Below are 19,150 nucleotides of genomic sequence, written 5' to 3'. Positions count from 1 at the left end.
TGGCAGGTGGGCCGCGTGCCCGCTGCCAGCGCCAATGGCCATGGAAGACGAGACGGAGTGGCACCGGATGCAGCATGCAGTGGGTTCTCCGCTGCCGCCGCCCCATCAGTCGGGGCACGGGTGGACGCCGGCCGCACACGACCCGGGTGCGCACCACCCGGGTGGACACCCGGGACCCGCCGCGCACCAGGGTCCGGTCCCGCATCAGGGTTCCGCCGCGCACCAGGGTCCGGTCCCGCATCAGGGTTCCGCCCCGCACCAGGGGCCCGCCCCCCATCAGGGTTCCGCCCCGCACCAGGGCTCCGCGCCGGTGCCTCCGCCGCCCCCGGCGCCGGGTTTCGCACCTCCCGGACCGGTCCCGCACACGCCCCACCACGTCCAGGCCCCGCAGGCGCCCGAGACCACGGGCCACGTACCGCTGCCACCCGGCGGCCCCGTCGGCATGCCGAGCGCCCCGCCCGCCGCCTCGGCGCCCGACGCGTCGACCACGACCATCGCGGTGCTGCTCATCGGCCCGGCCGGGGCCGGTAAGACGAGCGTCGCCAAGTACTGGGCGGACCACCGCCGGGTCCCCACGGCCCACATCAGCCTCGACGACGTGCGCGAATGGGTCCGCTCGGGCTTCGCCGACCCCCAGTCCGGGTGGAACGACAACTCCGAGGCCCAGTACCGCCTGGCCCGCCGCACCTGCGGCTTCGCCGCGCGGAACTTCCTGGCCAACGGGATCTCCTGCATCCTCGACGACGCGGTCTTCCCCGACCGCCCGGTCGTCGGCCTCGGCGGCTGGAAGCGCCACGTCGGCCCGGGGCTGCTGCCGGTGGTGCTGCTGCCCGGCCTGGAGATCGTCCTGGAGCGCAACGCCGAACGCGCCGGCAACCGCCGCCTCACCGACGAGGAGGTCGCCCGCATCCACGGCCGTATGGCGGGCTGGTACGGCTCGGGGCTGCCGATCATCGACAACTCCCAGCTCGACGTCCCGCAGACGGCCCAGGTCCTGGACGACGTACTGGCCCGCTCGATCGCAAGCCCCCCGAACTGGTAGCCAACGCGATCGGGCCGGCCTGAAAGGGCGCGGGGAACTGCGCGACAAGCCCCTCCCACCCGCAGACGGCACACAACCCCGGTCGGCACTCCTTCCGATCCTCGCAAATAGGGCAAAGCTCAGTCAGACCACCTCAACCGGCGCCAATCCGGCAGAGCTCCTACGCTCGTGTCATGTCAGAGGTGTACGCCGCCCGCCGAACCCGCCTACGGGAACGCTGCCAAGCCAGCGGCAGCGCCTCCGCGCTGATCTCCCGCCCCGCGAACGTCCGCTACCTCGCGGGCGCCGCCCCGCAGGACTCCGTGCTGCTCATCGGCAAGCACGAGGACCTGCTCGTGTGCGTCGGCCCACCCGGCGACCGCCCCGCCGAGGGTCGCCCCGACGAGGCCCTGCGCACGCACATCCTTCCCGGCGCCGCCGGCGACCCCGCGGTCGCGGCGGCCGACCTCGCGTCCGGCCAGGGCGGTGACACCCTCGCCGTGGAGGAGCACCACCTCACCGTCGCCCGGCACCGGGCCATCCGCTCCGTCGTGCCCCGGCTGCGCCTGACCGACCTCGGCGGCGCGGTCGAACAGCTCCGTGTCGTGAAGGACGAGGAGGAGATCTCCTGCCTGCGCATCGGCGCCGAGATCGCCGACCAGGCCCTGGGCGAGCTCCTCGAATCCATCCTCGTCGGCCGCACCGAGCGCCATCTCGCCCTCGAACTCGAACGCCGCCTCGTCGATCACGGCGCCGACGGCCCCGCCTTCCCGACCGCCGTCGCCACCGGCCCGAACTCCGGCCGGGGCGCACACCGGCCCACCGACCGCCGGGTCGAGGAGGGCGACTTCCTCTCCGTCTGCCTGGGGGCGACGTACCGCGGCTACCGCTGCGAGATCGGCCGTACCTTCGTCATCGGTACGTCCCCCGCGGACTGGCAGATCGATCTGTACGACCTGGTCTTCGCAGCCCAGCGGGCCGGACGGGAGATGCTGGCACCCGGCGCCGCCTACCGCGACGTGGACCGTGCCGCGCGCCAGGTGCTGGACTCCGCGGGGTACACGGAGGGCCTTCCGTCGCTGATGGGGCACGGTGTGGGACTCGAATTCGACGAGGACCCGCAGTTGGCTCCCGCGGCCATGGGTAAACTGGACGCTTGCGTGCCGGTCACCGTCGAACCGGGGGTCCACCTCCCGGGCCGGGGCGGCGTCCGGATCGATGACACGCTCGTCGTCCGCCCCGAGGCGGACGGCGGACCCGAGCTACTCACCATCACGACCAAGGAGCTGCTCGCCCTTTAGACAGGAGCGTGCGCCGGGGTCGTCCACGTCAGTCCAGGAGATTCCGCAACCGTGGCTTCCACGAACGACCTCAAGAACGGCATGGTGCTCAAGCTCGACGGCGGCCAGCTGTGGTCCGTCGTCGAGTTCCAGCACGTCAAGCCCGGCAAGGGCCCGGCCTTCGTGCGCACCAAGCTCAAGAACGTGCTCTCCGGGAAGGTCGTCGACAAGACCTTCAACGCCGGCGTGAAGGTCGAGACGGCCACCGTCGACAAGCGCGACATGCAGTTCTCGTACATGGACGGCGAGTACTTCGTCTTCATGGACATGGAGACCTACGACCAGCTCATGGTCGACCGGAAGGCCGTCGGCGACGCCGCGAACTTCCTGATCGAGGGCTTCATGGCCACCGTCGCCCAGCACGAGGGCGAGGTGCTCTTCGTCGAGCTGCCCGCCGCCGTCGAGCTGGTCATCCAGGAGACCGAGCCGGGCGTCCAGGGCGACCGCTCCACCGGTGGCACCAAGCCCGCCACCCTGGAGACCGGTCACCAGATCCAGGTCCCGCTCTTCATCACCACCGGTGAGAAGATCAAGGTCGACACCCGCACGAGCGACTACCTCGGCCGGGTGAACAGCTAAATTGGCTGCCCGCAACACGGCCCGCAAGCGCGCCTTCCAGATCCTCTTCGAGGGTGACCAGCGCGGAGCCGACGTCCTGACGGTCCTCGCGGACTGGATCCGGCTCTCCCGGACCGACACCCGGCAGCCGCCGGTCAGCGAGTACACGATGCAGCTCGTCGAGGGCTACGCACAGCACGCGAAGCGTATCGACGAGCTGATCGCGCAGTACGCCGTCGGCTGGACGCTCGACCGGATGCCGGTCGTGGACCGCAACATCCTCCGCCTCGGCGCGTATGAGCTGATCTGGGTCGACGAGACCCCGGACGCCGTCGTGCTGGACGAGATGGTGCAGCTGGCGAAGGAGTTCTCCACGGACGAGTCCCCCTCGTTCGTCAACGGCCTGCTCGGCCGTCTCAAGGACCTGAAGCCCTCGCTGCGCCGCGAAGAGGCCTAAGGGCTCGACGAAGACGCGGGAGGGCCCGCAGCGGATGCTGCGGGCCCTCCCGCGTCTTCTTGTACCTCCGGGGTCCTCGACGGCGGCAGAACGCCGCCGGGGTGGCCGCGACCCCATAGGTTTCGGCCACCCCGGCGGTACGTTTCTGCTCAGGCGTGGAGGGCGCTGTGGAGTGCTCAGCCCTCGTCGGCGTGGGTGACCGCGCGGCGCGCGTCCGCGTCCAGCACGCCCCAGCTGATCAGCTGCTCGGTGAGGACCGAGGGGGACTGGTCGTAGATGACGGCGAGTGTGCGCAGGTCGTCCTGGCGGATCGAGAGCACCTTGCCGTTGTAGTCGCCGCGCTGCGACTGGATGGTCGCGGCATAGCGCTGCAGCGGGCCCGCCTTCTCGGCCGGCACGTGAGCCAGCCGCTCCAGGTCCAGGACCAGCTTCGGCGGCGGCTCGGCGGCCCCGCCCGGCGTGGTGCCCGGCAGCAGCTCCTGAACCGGAACGCCGTAGAAATCCGCCAACTCGGCGAGGCGCTGCACGGTCACGGCGCGGTCACCGCGCTCGTACGAACCGACCACGACGGCCTTCCAGCGTCCCTGGGACTTCTCCTCGACACCGTGGAGGGAAAGGCCCTGCTGGGTGCGGATGGCCCGGAGTTTGGCCCCGAGCTGTTTGGCGTATTCGCTGGACATATAGCTCCCCGGACACTGTGTCGACGCGGTCTGGCTTGGGTTCCATGCCGCGCGGTTGGTAACTCACTGTGAGGTTACGCAGCGTTACTCTGGCCCGTCAAGCCGAATGGTCCACACCGACGCTTCCGTGCTATCGGTGGCCGATTGGGCCAAGGGGGTGATGAGGCGTCCTCCGGTGGCCTGCTAACGTGTATGGCGCAAACCAGACGTCCTTTAAGGTCCGTCCCGTGAGGCGGAGAAGGAGGTCCTTTTCGTATGGACAGGCAGCAGGACTCGCAAGCGTCCGACGCCAGGCCCGTTCTCGAAGGCCCTGACATCGCGCGGGTGTTGACCCGCATCGCCCACGAGATCGTCGAGCGCGCCAAGGGCGCCGACGACGTGGTGCTCCTCGGCATTCCCACCCGAGGCGTCTTCCTCGCCCAGCGGCTCGCCGCCAAGCTCGAGGAGATCACCGAGCGCAAGGTGCCGGTCGGCTCGCTGGACATCACGATGTACCGCGACGACCTGCGCATGCACCCGCCGCGTGCGCTCGCCCGCACCGAGATCCCCGGTGACGGCATCGACGGCCGCCTCGTCGTCCTCGTCGACGACGTCCTGTTCTCCGGCCGCACCATCCGCGCCGCGCTCGACGCCCTGAACGACATCGGCCGTCCGCGCGCGGTCCAGCTCGCGGTCCTCGTCGACCGGGGCCACCGCGAACTGCCCATCCGCGCCGACTACGTCGGCAAGAACATCCCCACGTCGCTGCGGGAGACGGTCAAGGTCCAGCTCGCCGAGGAGGACGGTCGCGACACCGTGCTGCTCGGTGCCAAGCAGACCTCCCAGTAGCGCCTGAGGCGTACGTCGCTGTCGTACGTCCGCTCAGTGCGCTCTCGCGCGCACCGGTCTGCCCTGATTCTCCCGATTGAACTGCCTTACGGAGCCTGACAGATGCAGCGTCATCTCATCTCGGCCGCCGACCTCACCCGCGACGACGCCGTCCTGATCCTCGACACCGCCGAGGAGATGGCCCGGGTCGCCGACCGGCCGATCAAGAAGTTGCCGACCCTGCGCGGCCGCACCGTCGTGAACCTCTTCTTCGAGGACTCCACGCGCACCCGCATCTCCTTCGAGGCCGCCGAGAAGCGGCTGTCAGCGGACGTCATCAACTTCACCGCCAAGGGATCGAGCGTGTCCAAGGGCGAGTCCCTGAAGGACACCGCCCAGACCCTGGAGGCCATGGGCGTCGACGCCGTGGTCATCCGGCACGGCGCCTCCGGAGCGCCGTACCGCCTCGCCAACTCCGGCTGGATCGACGCGGCCGTCATCAACGCGGGCGACGGCACTCACCAGCACCCCACCCAGGCCCTCCTGGACGCCTTCACGATGCGCCGCCGGCTCGTCGGCCGGGACGCCGGGCTCGGTCAGGACCTCGACGGCCGGCGCATCACGATCGTCGGCGACGTCCTGCACAGCCGCGTCGCCCGCTCCAACGTCGACCTGCTGCACACCCTCGGCGCCGAGGTCACCCTGGTCGCCCCGCCCACCCTGGTGCCGGTCGGCGTCGAGAACTGGCCCTGCGAGGTGTCGTACGACCTCGACAGCACCCTGCCGAAGTCCGACGCGGTGATGATGCTGCGCGTGCAGCGCGAGCGGATGAACGCCGCCTTCTTCCCGACCGAGCGCGAGTACTCGCGGCGCTACGGCCTCGACGGCGACCGCATGGCGAAGATGCCCGAGCACGCCATCGTGATGCACCCCGGCCCGATGGTCCGCGGCATGGAGATCACCGCCGAGGTCGCCGACTCGGAGCGCTGCACCGCCATCGAGCAGGTCGCAAACGGAGTCTCCATCCGGATGGCCGTTCTGTACCTGCTGCTGGGCGGAAACGAACCGGCCGCGACCCACACCCGTACCGAGGAGAAGTAAGACCATGAGCAAGATCCTGATCCGTGGTGCGAAGGTGCTCGGCGGCGAGCCGCAGGACGTACTGATCGACGGCGAGACCATCGCCGAGGTGGGCACCGCCCTGAGCGACGAGGGCGCCCAGGTCGTCGAGGCGGCCGGCCACGTCCTGCTGCCGGGCCTGGTCGACCTGCACACCCACCTCCGTGAGCCCGGCCGCGAGGACTCCGAGACCGTGCTGACCGGCACGCGCGCGGCGGCCTCCGGCGGCTTCACGGCCGTGTTCGCCATGGCCAACACCTTCCCGGTCGCCGACACCGCCGGCGTCGTCGAGCAGGTCTACCGGCTCGGCCAGGAGCACGGCTACTGCGACGTGCAGCCCATCGGCGCCGTCACCGTCGGCCTGGAGGGCCGCAAGCTCGCCGAGCTGGGCGCCATGCACGAGTCGGCCGCCGGCGTCACCGTCTTCTCCGACGACGGCAAGTGCGTCGACGACGCCGTGATCATGCGCCGCGCGCTGGAGTACGTGAAGGCCTTCGGCGGGGTCGTCGCCCAGCACGCGCAGGAGCCGCGGCTGACCGAGGGCGCCCAGATGAACGAGGGCGTCGTCTCCGCCGAGCTGGGTCTCGGCGGCTGGCCCGCGGTGGCCGAGGAATCGATCATCGCCCGGGACGTCCTGCTCGCCGAGCACGTCGGCTCCCGCGTCCACATCTGCCACCTGTCGACCGCGGGGTCCGTCGAGATCGTCCGCTGGGCCAAGTCCCGCGGCATCGACGTCACCGCCGAGGTCACCCCGCACCACCTGCTCCTCACCGACGAGATGGTGCGCACCTACAACCCGGTCTACAAGGTGAACCCGCCGCTGCGCACCGAGCGTGACGTGATGGCGCTGCGCGAGGCGCTCGCCGACGGCACGATCGACATCGTCGCCACCGACCACGCCCCGCACCCGCACGAGGACAAGGACTGCGAGTGGGCCGCGGCCGCCATGGGGATGGTCGGCCTGGAGACCGCGCTGTCGGTGGTGCAGGCGACCATGGTGGACACCGGGCTCCTCACCTGGGCCGGGGTCGCCGAGCGCATGTCCGTCAAGCCCGCGCAGATCGGGCGGGCAGGCGGGCACGGCCGTCCCGTCTCGGCTGGTGAGCCCGCCAACCTCACGCTCGTCGACACGGAATACCGTGGGTCCGTGGACCCCGCGGGCTTCGCCTCGCGCAGCCGCAACACCCCGTACGAGGGGCGTGAGCTGCCGGGCCGTGTGACGCACACGTGGCTCCGGGGCAGGGCCACGCTCGTCGACGGGAAGCTCACGTGACACCTGCAACTCTGCTCGCCGCCGGACTCGCCGCAGAAAAGAAGTCGGCCGAGGTCACCGACTGGGCCGCCCGTGTGGGCTGGCTCGTCGGACTGGCCCTGTTCGTGGCGCTCGTCTACTGGCTGATGCGCGAGGGCTGGAAATGGCGCGGCACGCTCCAGGGCGACCTGCCCGAGCTGTCCAGCGCGCCGGACGACCCCGGCCCGGCGAGACTGAGCATGAGCGGCCGCTACCACGGCTCGACCACCGCAGGTCAGTGGCTGGACCGCATCGTGGCGCACGGCCTGGGCACCCGCAGCCGGGCCGAGCTCACCCTGACGGACGCGGGACTGGACGTCGTACGCCCCGGCGCGACCGACTTCTTCGTCCCGGCCGCGCAGCTGCGCGAGGCCCGGCTCGACAAGGGCATCGCCGGCAAGGTCCTGACCGAGGGCGGACTGCTCGTGGTGACCTGGGCGCACGGCGAGCGGCTGATCGACTCCGGATTCCGCTCGGATCACGCGGCCGAGCACAACGAGTGGGTCGACGCCATTAACTCCATGATCGACAACTCCGAGATCGACAACAACAGCACGGAAGGCGCCGAACGATGACGACCTCCACAAGGGGAGCCACGAAGGTTCCCGCGGTACTCGTCCTGGAGGACGGCCGGATCTTCCGCGGCCGTGCCTACGGGGCCGTGGGGGTGACCTTCGGCGAGGCCGTGTTCTCCACCGGCATGACCGGCTACCAGGAGACCCTCACCGACCCGTCGTACCACCGCCAGGTCGTCGTCATGACCGCCCCGCACGTCGGCAACACCGGCGTCAACGACGAGGACCCGGAGAGCAAGCAGATCTGGGTCGCCGGCTACGTCGTGCGCGACCCCGCGCGCGTGCCGTCCAACTGGCGCGCCAAGCGCTCGCTGGACGAGGAGCTGCGCCACCAGGGCGTCGTCGGGATCTCCGGCATCGACACCCGCGCCCTCACCCGCCACCTGCGCGAGCTCGGCGCCATGCGCGTCGGCATCTTCTCCGGCAACGCCCTGCCCGACGAGGGCACCATGCTCGCCGAGGTCCGCCAGGCCCCGGAGATGAAGGGCGCCGACCTCTCCGCCGAGGTCGCCACCAAGGAGGCGTACGTCGTCCCGGCGATCGGCGAGAAGAAGTTCACCGTCGCCGCCGTCGACCTCGGCATCAAGGGCATGACTCCGCACCGGATGGCCGAGCGCGGCATCGAGGTGCACGTGCTGCCCGCGACGGCCACCGCCGAGGACGTCTTCGCCGTGAACCCGGACGGCGTGTTCTTCTCCAACGGCCCGGGCGACCCGGCCACCGCCGACCACCCGGTCTCCGTCATGCAGGCGGTCCTGGAGCGCGGCACCCCGCTCTTCGGCATCTGCTTCGGCAACCAGATCCTCGGCCGCGCCCTCGGCTTCGGCACCTACAAGCTGAAGTACGGCCACCGCGGCATCAACCAGCCGGTCCAGGACCGCACGACCGGCAAGGTCGAGGTCACCGCGCACAACCACGGCTTCGCCGTGGACGCGCCGACCGACAAGGTCTCCGAGACCCCCTACGGCCGCGCCGAGGTCTCCCACGTCTGCCTCAACGACAACGTGGTGGAGGGGTTGCACCTCCTCGACAAGCCGGCCTTCAGCGTCCAGTACCACCCCGAAGCGGCAGCGGGCCCGCACGACGCCGCCTACCTGTTCGACCGCTTCGTATCCCTGATGGAGGGCCAGCGTGCCTAAGCGCACCGATATCCAGTCCGTCCTGGTCATCGGCTCCGGCCCGATCGTCATCGGTCAGGCCGCCGAGTTCGACTACTCCGGCACGCAGGCCTGCCGGGTCCTGAAGTCCGAGGGCCTGCGCGTCATCCTCGTGAACTCCAACCCGGCGACGATCATGACCGACCCGGAGATCGCCGACGCCACCTACGTCGAGCCGATCACCCCGGAGTTCGTCGAGAAGATCATCGCCAAGGAGCGGCCCGACACGCTGCTGCCCACCCTGGGCGGCCAGACGGCCCTCAACACGGCGATCTCGCTGCACGAGGCGGGGACCCTGGAGAAGTACGGCGTCGAGCTGATCGGCGCCAACGTGGAGGCCATCAACAAGGGCGAGGACCGCGACCTCTTCAAGGAGGTCGTCGAAGCCGTACGCCGGAAGATCGGGCACGGCGAGTCCGCCCGTTCGGTCATCTGCCACTCCATGGACGACGTCCTGCAGGGCGTCGAGACCCTCGGTGGCTACCCGGTCGTCGTGCGCCCGTCCTTCACCATGGGCGGCGCCGGCTCCGGCTTCGCGCACGACGAGGAGGAACTGCGCCGTATCGCCGGCCAGGGCCTCACGCTCTCCCCGACCACCGAGGTGCTCCTGGAGGAGTCCATCCTCGGCTGGAAGGAGTACGAGCTGGAGCTGATGCGCGACAAGCACGACAACGTCGTGGTCGTCTGCTCCATCGAGAACTTCGACCCGATGGGCGTGCACACCGGCGACTCGATCACCGTCGCCCCGGCGATGACGCTGACCGACCGCGAGTACCAGATCCTGCGGGACATCGGCATCGCCGTGATCCGCGAGGTCGGCGTCGACACCGGCGGCTGCAACATCCAGTTCGCGGTGAACCCCGAGGACGGCCGGGTCATCGTCATCGAGATGAACCCGCGCGTGTCGCGTTCCTCGGCCCTCGCCTCCAAGGCGACCGGCTTCCCGATCGCCAAGATCGCGGCCAAGCTCGCCGTCGGTTACACCCTCGACGAGATCCCGAACGACATCACGCAGGAGACCCCGGCCTCCTTCGAGCCCACGCTCGACTACGTGGTCGTCAAGGCCCCGCGGTTCGCCTTCGAGAAGTTCCCGCAGGCCGACTCCACCCTCACCACCACCATGAAGTCGGTCGGCGAGGCCATGGCCATCGGCCGCAACTTCACCGAGGCCTTCCAGAAGGCGCTGCGCTCGCTGGAGAAGAAGGGCAGCCAGTTCACCTTCGTCGGCGAGCCCGGCGACAAGGCCGAGCTGCTGCGCGAGGCCGTCCGGCCCACCGACGGCCGTATCAACGCGGTCATGCAGGCCATCCGCGCGGGCGCCACCCAGGAGGAGGTCTTCGAGTACACGAAGATCGACCCCTGGTTCGTCGACCAGCTCTTCCTCATCAAGGAGATCGCCGACGAGATCGCCGAGGCCGCGAAGCTCACCCCCGAACTGCTCGCCGAAGCCAAGCGGCACGGCTTCTCCGACGTCCAGATCGCAGAGATCCGCGGTCTGCGCGAGGACGTGGTGCGCGAGGTGCGGCACGCCCTCGGCATCCGCCCGGTCTACAAGACGGTCGACACCTGCGCCGCCGAGTTCGCCGCGAAGACGCCGTACTTCTACTCCTCCTACGACGAGGAGACCGAGGTCGCCCCGCGCGAGAAGCCGGCCGTCATCATCCTGGGTTCCGGTCCCAACCGCATCGGCCAGGGCATCGAGTTCGACTACTCCTGCGTCCACGCCTCCTTCGCACTGAGCGACGCCGGGTACGAGACCGTGATGGTCAACTGCAACCCCGAGACCGTCTCCACGGACTACGACACCTCCGACCGCCTGTACTTCGAGCCGCTGACGCTGGAGGACGTGCTGGAGATCGTCCACGCCGAGCAGCAGGCCGGCCCGGTGGCGGGCGTCGTCGTGCAGCTCGGCGGCCAGACCCCGCTGGGCCTGTCGCAGGCCCTGAAGGACAACGGCGTGCCGATCGTCGGCACCTCCCCGGAGGCCATCCACGCCGCCGAGGACCGGGGCGCCTTCGGGCGGGTCCTGGCCGAGGCGGGCCTGCCGGCCCCCAAGCACGGCACCGCGACCACCTTCGCGGGCGCCAAGGCCATCGCGGACGAGATCGGCTACCCGGTCCTCGTGCGGCCGTCGTACGTCCTCGGCGGGCGCGGCATGGAGATCGTCTACGACGAGACCCGGCTGGAGTCCTACATCGCCGAGTCGACCGAGATCAGCCCCTCGCGGCCGGTCCTCGTCGACCGGTTCCTGGACGACGCCATCGAGATCGACGTCGACGCGCTCTACGACGGCCACGAGCTGTACCTCGGCGGCGTCATGGAGCACATCGAGGAGGCCGGCATCCACTCCGGCGACTCGGCGTGCGCCCTGCCCCCGATCACGCTCGGCGGCTTCGACATCAAGCGCCTGCGCGCCTCCACGGAGGCCATCGCCAAGGGTGTCGGCGTGCGCGGCCTGATCAACATCCAGTTCGCGATGGCCGGCGACATCCTGTACGTCCTGGAGGCCAACCCGCGCGCGTCCCGCACCGTCCCCTTCACCTCGAAGGCGACCGCCGTGCCGCTGGCGAAGGCCGCCGCCCGGATCTCGCTGGGCGCGACCATCGCCGAACTGCGCACGGAGGGGCTCCTTCCGGCGACCGGCGACGGCGGCGAACTCCCGCTCGACGCGCCGATCTCCGTCAAGGAGGCCGTCATGCCGTGGTCGCGCTTCCGCGACATCCACGGCCGCGGCGTCGACACCGTCCTCGGCCCGGAGATGCGCTCCACCGGCGAGGTCATGGGCATCGACTCCGTCTTCGGCACGGCGTACGCCAAGTCGCAGGCGGGCGCGTACGGCCCGCTGCCCACCAAGGGCCGCGCGTTCATCTCGGTCGCCAACCGGGACAAGCGCTCGATGATCTTCCCGGCGCGCGAACTGGTCGCCCACGGCTTCGAGCTGATGGCCACCTCCGGCACCGCCGAGGTCCTCAAGCGCAACGGCATCAACGCCACCGTCGTGCGCAAGCAGTCCGAGGGCGAGGGCCCGAACGGCGAGAAGACCATCGTCCAGCTCATTCACGACGGCGAGGTCGACCTCATCGTCAACACCCCGTACGGCACTGGCGGCCGCCTCGACGGCTACGACATCCGTACGGCGGCCGTGGCGCGGTCCGTGCCCTGCCTGACGACGGTCCAGGCGCTCGCCGCCGCCGTCCAGGGCATCGACGCCCTCAACCACGGCGATGTGGGCGTGCGTTCCCTCCAGGAACACGCCGAGCATCTGACCGCGGCCCGCGACTAGCAGCCCTGAGGGGGACACCGGAAACGGTGTCCCCCTCTTCATGAGGCTCACCGAGGCTTCGAAGAGGACAACACGATGTACAAGCTTTTCTTCCGTCTGGTTTTCAAACGGATGGACCCTGAGCAGGCCCACCACCTGGCGTTCCGCTGGATCCGGCTCGCCGCCCGCATCCCCGTGCTGCGCACCTTCGTCGCGGCCGCTCTCGCGCCCCGCCACAAGGAGCTGCGCACCGAGGCCTTCGGGCTGCGCATGCACGGCCCCTTCGGGCTCGCCGCCGGCTTCGACAAGAACGCCGTCGCCATCGACGGGATGTCGATGCTGGGCTTCGACCACGTCGAGATCGGCACGGTGACCGGCGAGGCACAGCCGGGCAACCCCAGGAAGCGGCTGTTCCGGCTCGTGCAGGACCGCGCGCTCATCAACCGCATGGGCTTCAACAACGAGGGCTCGCTGGCCGTGGCGGCCCGCCTGGCGTCCCGTACGCCCGTCTTCAGGACCGTCGTGGGCGTCAACATCGGCAAGACCAAGGTGGTCCCGGAGGCCGAGGCCGCCGGCGACTACGTGAAGTCGACCGAGCGGCTCGCGCCGTACGCCGACTACCTGGTCGTGAACGTCTCCTCGCCCAACACGCCCGGCCTGCGCAACCTCCAGGCCACGGAGTCCCTGCGGCCGCTCCTGAGCGCCGTCCGCGAGGCCGCCGACCGCACGGTGCCCGGCCGCCGGGTGCCGCTGCTCGTGAAGATCGCGCCGGACCTCGCCGACGAGGATGTGGACGCCGTCGCCGACCTGGCCGTCGAGCTGGGCCTGGACGGGATCATCGCCACGAACACCACCATCGCGCGCGAGGGGCTGGGGCTGAAGTCCGACCCCACCCTGGTGAAGGAGACCGGCGGCCTGTCCGGAGCGCCCCTGAAGGCGCGCTCCCTGGAGGTCCTGCGGCGCCTGTACGCGCGCGTGGGCGACCGGATCACCCTGGTGGGCGTGGGCGGCATCGAGAACGCCGAGGACGCCTGGCAGCGCATCCTGGCCGGTGCCACGCTCGTGCAGGGATACAGCGCGTTCGTCTACGAGGGGCCCTTCTGGGGCCGCGCCATCCACAAGGGGCTCGCCGCGCGCCTGCGCAACAGCCCGTACGCCACCCTCGCCGACGCGGTCGGCGCCGACGTAAGGAAGCCGGCATGAGCTCTCTCGAACCCTTCGGCGCACGTCTGCGCCGTGCCATGGACGAGCGCGGCCCCCTGTGCGTCGGGATCGACCCGCACGCCTCCCTGCTGTCCGAGTGGGGCCTGAACGACGACGTGGCGGGCCTGGAGCGGTTCAGCCGCACGGTCGTCGAGGCGATGGCCGACCGGGTGGCCGTGCTCAAGCCGCAGAGCGCGTTCTTCGAGCGCTTCGGGTCGCGCGGCATCGCCGTCCTGGAGAAGTCGGTCGAGGAGGCGCGGGCGGCCGGGGCGCTGGTGGTGATGGACGCCAAGCGGGGCGACATCGGCTCGACCATGGCCGCGTACGCCGAGACCTTCCTGCGCAAGGACTCGCCGCTGTTCTCGGACGCGCTGACCGTCTCGCCCTATCTCGGCTACGGATCGCTCTCGCCGGCTCTCGCGCTGGCCCGGGAGAGCGGCGCCGGGCTGTTCGTGCTCGCGCTGACGTCGAATCCGGAGGGCGGCGAGGTCCAGCACGCGATCCGCGCGGACGGCCGCACGGTCGGCGCGACGATGCTGGCGCACCTGGCGGCCGAGAACGAGGGCGAGCAGCCGATGGGGTCCTTCGGCGCGGTCGTCGGGGCCACCCTCGGCGACCTGTCGTCCTACGACCTCTCGATCAATGGTCCGATCCTCGCCCCCGGCATCGGGGCCCAGGGCGCCACGGCGGCGGATCTGCCGCACGTCTTCGGCGCCGCGGCGCGCAATGTCGTCCCGAACGTCAGCCGGGGCGTTCTGCGGCAGGGACCGGACGTCGTCGCGCTGCGTGAGTCCGCGTCACGCTTCGCGGACGAGGTCGCACACGCCGTATCGGGCGTCTGACCGCCGTCAGAGGTGTTCGAGCCGGTCGCAGGGGTTCTCCGATGAGTGGCCCGCGGCCGACTTGAGTCTGAATACATCCTCAAATCCAGGGCATTATGTCCAAAATGTCTGGCCTGACGGAGGCTGACCAGGACTTTTCCGCTGTTCTCGCTGACTCTGGCGGACTTGGCCGCTAGTCTCCGACGAGTGAGGGAGCCTCCCACGCCCTTCAGGCAGTGGGGGAGTACGGGCAGCGTGTTGCTCGTGGCTCCCCAGGTGTGGGGCGACTAGGTTCCTCACCGGTCCGTATCCGACAGTTCGACATCCGAGGTGACGTAGGCGTGGCTCTTCCGCCCCTTACCCCTGAACAGCGCGCAGCCGCGCTCGAAAAGGCCGCCGCGGCTCGCCGGGAGCGGGCCGAGGTCAAGAATCGACTCAAGCACTCCGGCGCCTCCCTGCACGAGGTCATCAAGCAGGGCCAGGAGAACGACGTCATCGGCAAGATGAAGGTCTCCGCACTGCTTGAGTCCCTGCCGGGCGTGGGCAAGGTCCGCGCCAAGCAGATCATGGAGCGACTCGGCATCTCCGAGAGCCGCCGCGTGCGCGGTCTCGGCTCGAACCAGATCGCCTCCCTGGAGCGTGAGTTCGGCAGCACCGGCTCCTGAGTCCGCGCTCGTGGGGCAGGGAGTCCCGGGCACTCCGGGATTGCTGGAATAATCGCTGCATGGCTGCAACATTCCGGGGGACGACCCCCGAGCCCCCGGACGTACGTCCGCGGCTGACCGTGCTCTCCGGCCCCTCAGGGGTCGGCAAGAGCACGGTCGTCGCCCATATGCGCAAGGAACACCCCGAGGTCTGGCTCTCGGTGTCGGCGACGACCCGCAAGCCCCGCCCCGGCGAGAAGCACGGTGTCCACTACTTCTTCGTCACCGACGACGAGATGGACAAGCTGATCGCCAACGGTGAGCTGCTGGAGTGGGCGGAGTTCGCGGGCAACCGCTACGGCACGCCGCGTGCGGCCGTGCTGGAGCGGCTGGAGGCGGGTGAGCCCGTCCTGCTGGAGATCGACCTCCAGGGGGCGCGGCAGGTCCGTGAGTCCATGGCCGAGGCTCAGCTGGTGTTCCTGGCTCCTCCCTCCTGGGAGGAGCTCGTGCGCAGACTCACCGGGCGTGGGACCGAGCCGCCCGAGGTGATCGAGCGCCGGCTGGACGCGGCGAAGGTCGAGCTGGCGGCCGAGCCGGAGTTCGACACCACCCTGGTCAACACCTCCGTCGAGGACGTGGCGCGCGAGCTGCTAGCCTTGATGGACGTTGTGTGATCGTGACTGTGTGGTCATGACTGTTCGGTCGTGACCGATTCAGCCAGACCTGATCATGCGCACTGAATCTTTCCCATCCATCGGAAGGTAGAGCGTGTCCTCTTCCATCTCCGCGCCCGAGGGCATCATCAACCCGCCGATCGACGAGCTCCTCGAGGCCACCGACTCGAAGTACAGCCTCGTGATCTACGCGGCCAAACGGGCCCGCCAGATCAACGCGTACTACTCGCAGCTCGGCGAGGGCCTCCTCGAGTACGTCGGTCCGCTCGTCGACACCCACGTCCACGAGAAGCCGCTCTCGATCGCCCTGCGCGAGATCAACGCGGGTCTGCTGACGTCCGAGGCCGTCGAGGGCCCGGCGCAGTAAGTAGTATTTTCAGCTTTGAGCTGGCTTTTCCACAGGCCCGGCAGCAGCGACTGTCGGGCCTGTGGTCTGCTCGGGGTGCGGGGACCGTCCCGCCCGTGATGCAGCATGGAGTCATCGGTCAACGAGTGGGGAGGCCCGGTGGACAAGCCGAAGGTCGTTCTGGGGGTCAGCGGCGGCATCGCCGCGTACAAGGCCTGTGAGCTGCTGCGCAGGCTCACCGAGTCGGGGCACGACGTCCGCGTGGTCCCCACCGCCTCCGCCCTGCACTTCGTCGGCGCCGCCACCTGGTCCGCCCTCTCCGGCAACCCCGTCTCGACGGAGGTCTGGGACGACGTCCACGAGGTCCCGCACGTCCGCATCGGCCAGCACGCCGACCTGGTGATCGTCGCCCCGGCCACGGCCGACACCCTCGCCAAGGCCGCGCACGGCCTCGCCGACGACCTGCTGACCAACACCCTGCTCACCGCCCGCTGCCCGGTGGTCTTCGCGCCCGCCATGCACACCGAGATGTGGGAGCACGCGGCCACGCAGGAGAACGTGGCGACGCTTCGCCGGCGCGGCGCGGTCGTCATCGAGCCCGCCGTCGGCCGGCTCACCGGCGTGGACACCGGCAAGGGCCGGCTGCCCGACCCGGCAGAGATCTTCGAGGTCTGCCGCCGGGTGCTGGCCCGCGGCGTCACCGAGCCCGACCTCAGGGGACGGCACGTCGTCGTCAGCGCCGGCGGCACCCGCGAGCCTCTCGACCCGGTCCGCTTCCTCGGCAACCGCTCCTCCGGCAAGCAGGGCTACGCACTCGCCCGCACCGCCGCCGCCCGGGGCGCCCGCGTCACACTCGTCTCGGCGAACGCGGGGCTGCCCGAGCCGGCCGGCGTGGACGTCGTGCCGGTCGGCACGGCCGTGCAGCTGCGGGAGGCGGTCCTCAAGGCGGCCTCGGACGCCGACGCGGTGGTGATGGCGGCCGCGGTCGCCGACTTCCGCCCCGCGACCTACGCCGCCGGAAAGATCAAGAAGAAGGACGGGGAGGATCCGGAACCCATCGTTCTGGTGCGTAATCCGGACATCCTCGCGGAGATCTCCACCGACCGGGCCCGCCCCGGCCAGGTGATCGTCGGCTTCGCCGCCGAGACGGACAACGTGCTGGCCAACGGCCGCAAGAAGTTGGAACGCAAGGGGTGCGACCTCCTCGTGGTGAACGAGGTGGGGGAGCGCAAGACGTTCGGCTCGGAGGAGAACGAGGCGGTCGTCCTGGGCGCCGACGGCAGCGAGACCCCGGTCCCGTACGGCCCCAAGGAGGCCCTGGCCGAAACGGTGTGGGACCTGGTGGCGCGACGGCTCGGGTGAATTGTTTGATGCGCCCGGGCTTCTCTCGTGCCTTCCTTGATTCCGGTGTGGCGTGCCTGGTCAAGGGGGTGTGACATTGGGCAGAATGCCCGTGCCGCAGGTCACAGCCCTCCCGAGAGGCGAGACAGGGGGTCCGTGACCGAGCACGACAGATAAACTGTCCCCGGACGACGCCGGGCGCAGCCCCCGACCGTCCGCCAATGATCAGCCAGCAGCCGCTGCAACCACAGGGAGCGTTGTGTCCCGTCGCCTGTTCACCTCGGAGTCCGTGACCGAGGGTCACCCCGACAAGATCGCTGACCAGATCAGCGACACCATTCTCGACGCGCTTCTGCGCGAGGACCCGTCCTCCCGGGTCGCCGTCGAGACCCTGATCACCACCGGGCTCGTGCATGTGGCCGGAGAGGTCACGACCAAGACGTACGCGGACATCGCGACGCTGGTCCGCAACAAGATCCTCGAGATCGGCTACGACTCCTCGAAGAAGGGCTTCGACGGCGCCTCCTGCGGAGTCTCCGTCTCGATCGGCTCGCAGTCGCCCGACATCGCGCAGGGCGTGGACACGGCGTACGAGTCCCGGGTCGAGGGCGACGAGGACGAGCTGGACCGTCAGGGTGCCGGTGACCAGGGCCTGATGTTCGGCTACGCGACGGACGAGACGCCCACGTTGATGCCGCTGCCGATCTTCCTGGCGCACCGCCTGTCGAATCGCCTGTCCGAGGTCCGCAAGAACGGCACCATCCCCTACCTGCGCCCCGACGGCAAGACCCAGGTCACCATCGAGTACGACGGTGACAAGGCGATCCGTCTGGACACCGTGGTCGTCTCCTCGCAGCACGCGAGCGACATCGACCTCGACTCGCTTCTCGCGCCCGACATCCGGGAATTCGTGGTCGAGCCCGAGCTGAAGGCTCTCCTGGACGACGGCATCAAGCTGGACACCGAGAACTACCGCCTGTTGGTCAACCCGACCGGTCGCTTCGAGATCGGCGGCCCGATGGGTGACGCGGGTCTGACCGGCCGGAAGATCATCATCGACACCTACGGCGGCATGGCCCGCCACGGCGGTGGCGCGTTCTCCGGCAAGGACCCGTCCAAGGTGGACCGTTCCGCGGCCTACGCGATGCGCTGGGTCGCCAAGAACGTCGTAGCGGCCGGTCTGGCCGCCCGTTGCGAGGTCCAGGTGGCGTACGCGATCGGCAAGGCCGAGCCGGTGGGCCTGTTCGTCGAGACCTTCGGCACCCACAAGATCGAGCCCGAGAAGATCGAGAAGGCCATCGACGAGGTCTTCGACCTCCGCCCGGCCGCGATCATCCGCGACCTCGACCTGCTCCGCCCGATCTATGCCCAGACCGCTGCCTACGGCCACTTCGGCCGTGAGCTGCCGGAGTTCACCTGGGAGCGGACGGACCGGGTGGAGGCGCTGAAGAAGGCCGCCGGGCTGTAGGCCCCCGGCTCCACGGTTCGTACGAGGCCCGGCCCCTTCGGGGGCCGGGCCTCGGCGCGTCTCGAAGCGGTTGGCGGGTCGCTGTGGCGGCTTCGTACGCTGGTGATCTCCCGGTGCGAAGGTTGCGGCTGCTTCTGGGGAGCGGGCCCTTGGGCGCGCGGTGAAGCTGAGCGTTCGTGTGCCGTTGCCGAGGTGATCTCGGGAGGGCTGATGCCGGGGCGTCCGGTGCGAAGGTGACGGGTACTTCGGGGCTGTGGCTCCCGCGGGTTCGCATCCCGCCGTCGGCCGGGGCGGTTCCGGTGGCGTGGCCGAGTGGTCCACGGCGGAGCGCGGTCCGTCGCCGTCGAGGAACTCGGGCGGGCGTCGGTTGTCAGTGGCGTTTGGTA

Annotated in this window: 18 protein-coding genes; 17 read left to right on the top strand and 1 reads right to left on the bottom strand. The window is 70.0% G+C overall.

Annotation, left to right across the window (positions count from 1 at the left end):
* Positions 1-67 precede the first annotated feature (67 nt).
* The 4 genes from AC3ETA_RS05760 (at position 68) to nusB (ending at position 3,376) form a co-directional block, all read left to right on the top strand.
* Entirely contained in the window at positions 68-1,042 is a 975-nt protein-coding gene (locus AC3ETA_RS05760; RefSeq protein ID WP_432191710.1) for an AAA family ATPase, read from the top strand.
* 173 nt (positions 1,043-1,215) lie between these two features.
* Complete coding sequence (locus AC3ETA_RS05755) at positions 1,216-2,322, top strand: aminopeptidase P family protein (protein ID WP_432191709.1); 1,107 nt, start codon at positions 1,216-1,218, stop codon at positions 2,320-2,322.
* A gap of 51 nt (positions 2,323-2,373) precedes the next feature.
* Positions 2,374-2,940, top strand: a complete 567-nt coding sequence (gene efp, locus AC3ETA_RS05750) for an elongation factor P (protein WP_030947394.1) — start codon at positions 2,374-2,376, stop codon at positions 2,938-2,940.
* Position 2,941: 1 nt separating this feature from the next.
* Positions 2,942-3,376: a transcription antitermination factor NusB gene (nusB, locus tag AC3ETA_RS05745; RefSeq protein WP_432191708.1), complete on the top strand. Its 435-nt coding sequence runs from the start codon at positions 2,942-2,944 to the stop codon at positions 3,374-3,376.
* 176 nt (positions 3,377-3,552) lie between these two features.
* On the opposite strand, the gene bldD is transcribed toward nusB, so the two are convergent.
* The gene (bldD, locus tag AC3ETA_RS05740) at positions 3,553-4,056 is read right to left on the bottom strand and encodes a transcriptional regulator BldD (RefSeq protein WP_432191707.1); all 504 of its coding nucleotides are present in this window, start codon (positions 4,054-4,056) and stop codon (positions 3,553-3,555) included.
* 255 nt (positions 4,057-4,311) lie between these two features.
* On the opposite strand from bldD, the gene pyrR reads away from it, so the two are divergent.
* From pyrR to metK, 13 genes are all read left to right on the top strand, one after another.
* Positions 4,312-4,884, top strand: coding sequence for a bifunctional pyr operon transcriptional regulator/uracil phosphoribosyltransferase PyrR (pyrR, locus tag AC3ETA_RS05735; protein ID WP_432191706.1), 573 nt, complete (start codon positions 4,312-4,314; stop codon positions 4,882-4,884).
* Between the two features lie 102 nt (positions 4,885-4,986).
* A complete protein-coding gene (locus tag AC3ETA_RS05730; protein ID WP_432191705.1) occupies positions 4,987-5,964 on the top strand; it encodes an aspartate carbamoyltransferase catalytic subunit in 978 nt (325 codons plus the stop codon).
* A 4-nt stretch (positions 5,965-5,968) separates the two neighbouring features.
* Positions 5,969-7,255, top strand: a complete 1,287-nt coding sequence (locus AC3ETA_RS05725) for a dihydroorotase (RefSeq protein WP_432191704.1) — start codon at positions 5,969-5,971, stop codon at positions 7,253-7,255.
* A complete protein-coding gene (locus AC3ETA_RS05720) occupies positions 7,252-7,848 on the top strand; it encodes a PH-like domain-containing protein (protein WP_432191703.1) in 597 nt (198 codons plus the stop codon). Before AC3ETA_RS05725 ends, AC3ETA_RS05720 begins: the two co-directional genes overlap by 4 nt.
* On the top strand, positions 7,845-8,987 hold the full coding sequence (gene carA, locus AC3ETA_RS05715; RefSeq protein ID WP_432191702.1) for a glutamine-hydrolyzing carbamoyl-phosphate synthase small subunit: 1,143 nt from the start codon (positions 7,845-7,847) through the stop codon (positions 8,985-8,987). Before AC3ETA_RS05720 ends, carA begins: the two co-directional genes overlap by 4 nt.
* Positions 8,980-12,288 (top strand): carbamoyl-phosphate synthase large subunit, encoded by a 3,309-nt coding sequence (gene carB, locus AC3ETA_RS05710; RefSeq protein ID WP_432191701.1) that lies wholly within the window; start codon positions 8,980-8,982, stop codon positions 12,286-12,288. The genes carA and carB overlap by 8 nt, the downstream gene beginning before the upstream one ends.
* 75 nt (positions 12,289-12,363) lie before the next feature.
* Entirely contained in the window at positions 12,364-13,470 is a 1,107-nt protein-coding gene (locus tag AC3ETA_RS05705) for a quinone-dependent dihydroorotate dehydrogenase (RefSeq protein ID WP_432191700.1), read from the top strand.
* Positions 13,467-14,312 (top strand): orotidine-5'-phosphate decarboxylase, encoded by an 846-nt coding sequence (gene pyrF, locus AC3ETA_RS05700; RefSeq protein WP_432191699.1) that lies wholly within the window; start codon positions 13,467-13,469, stop codon positions 14,310-14,312. Before AC3ETA_RS05705 ends, pyrF begins: the two co-directional genes overlap by 4 nt.
* 320 nt (positions 14,313-14,632) lie before the next feature.
* On the top strand, positions 14,633-14,956 hold the full coding sequence (locus AC3ETA_RS05695) for an integration host factor (RefSeq protein WP_003977346.1): 324 nt from the start codon (positions 14,633-14,635) through the stop codon (positions 14,954-14,956).
* Positions 14,957-15,015: 59 nt separating this feature from the next.
* On the top strand, positions 15,016-15,609 hold the full coding sequence (gmk, locus tag AC3ETA_RS05690; protein ID WP_432191698.1) for a guanylate kinase: 594 nt from the start codon (positions 15,016-15,018) through the stop codon (positions 15,607-15,609).
* 94 nt (positions 15,610-15,703) lie between these two features.
* Positions 15,704-15,976, top strand: coding sequence for a DNA-directed RNA polymerase subunit omega (gene rpoZ / locus AC3ETA_RS05685; protein ID WP_003988945.1), 273 nt, complete (start codon positions 15,704-15,706; stop codon positions 15,974-15,976).
* A gap of 138 nt (positions 15,977-16,114) precedes the next feature.
* Positions 16,115-17,317, top strand: a complete 1,203-nt coding sequence (coaBC, locus tag AC3ETA_RS05680) for a bifunctional phosphopantothenoylcysteine decarboxylase/phosphopantothenate--cysteine ligase CoaBC (protein WP_432191697.1) — start codon at positions 16,115-16,117, stop codon at positions 17,315-17,317.
* A gap of 238 nt (positions 17,318-17,555) precedes the next feature.
* Positions 17,556-18,764: a methionine adenosyltransferase gene (gene metK / locus AC3ETA_RS05675; RefSeq protein ID WP_432191696.1), complete on the top strand. Its 1,209-nt coding sequence runs from the start codon at positions 17,556-17,558 to the stop codon at positions 18,762-18,764.
* Positions 18,765-19,150 lie beyond the last annotated feature (386 nt).

This window comes from Streptomyces sp. bgisy027 (assembly GCF_057710365.1).
The sequence above is the reverse complement of the archived record's forward strand: the minus strand, read 5'-3'. Positions and strand labels throughout refer to the sequence as shown.

Coding starts and splice junctions, on each gene's coding strand:
- AC3ETA_RS05755 (WP_432191709.1), top strand. CDS start 1,216: ATGTCAGAGGTGTACGCCGCCCGCCGAACCCGCCTACGGGAACGCTGC.
- gmk (WP_432191698.1), top strand. CDS start 15,016: ATGGCTGCAACATTCCGGGGGACGACCCCCGAGCCCCCGGACGTACGT.
- carA (WP_432191702.1), top strand. CDS start 7,845: ATGACGACCTCCACAAGGGGAGCCACGAAGGTTCCCGCGGTACTCGTC.
- AC3ETA_RS05760 (WP_432191710.1), top strand. CDS start 68: ATGCAGCATGCAGTGGGTTCTCCGCTGCCGCCGCCCCATCAGTCGGGG.
- AC3ETA_RS05730 (WP_432191705.1), top strand. CDS start 4,987: ATGCAGCGTCATCTCATCTCGGCCGCCGACCTCACCCGCGACGACGCC.
- bldD (WP_432191707.1), bottom strand. CDS start 4,056: ATGTCCAGCGAATACGCCAAACAGCTCGGGGCCAAACTCCGGGCCATC.
- pyrF (WP_432191699.1), top strand. CDS start 13,467: ATGAGCTCTCTCGAACCCTTCGGCGCACGTCTGCGCCGTGCCATGGAC.
- AC3ETA_RS05725 (WP_432191704.1), top strand. CDS start 5,969: ATGAGCAAGATCCTGATCCGTGGTGCGAAGGTGCTCGGCGGCGAGCCG.
- pyrR (WP_432191706.1), top strand. CDS start 4,312: ATGGACAGGCAGCAGGACTCGCAAGCGTCCGACGCCAGGCCCGTTCTC.
- AC3ETA_RS05705 (WP_432191700.1), top strand. CDS start 12,364: ATGTACAAGCTTTTCTTCCGTCTGGTTTTCAAACGGATGGACCCTGAG.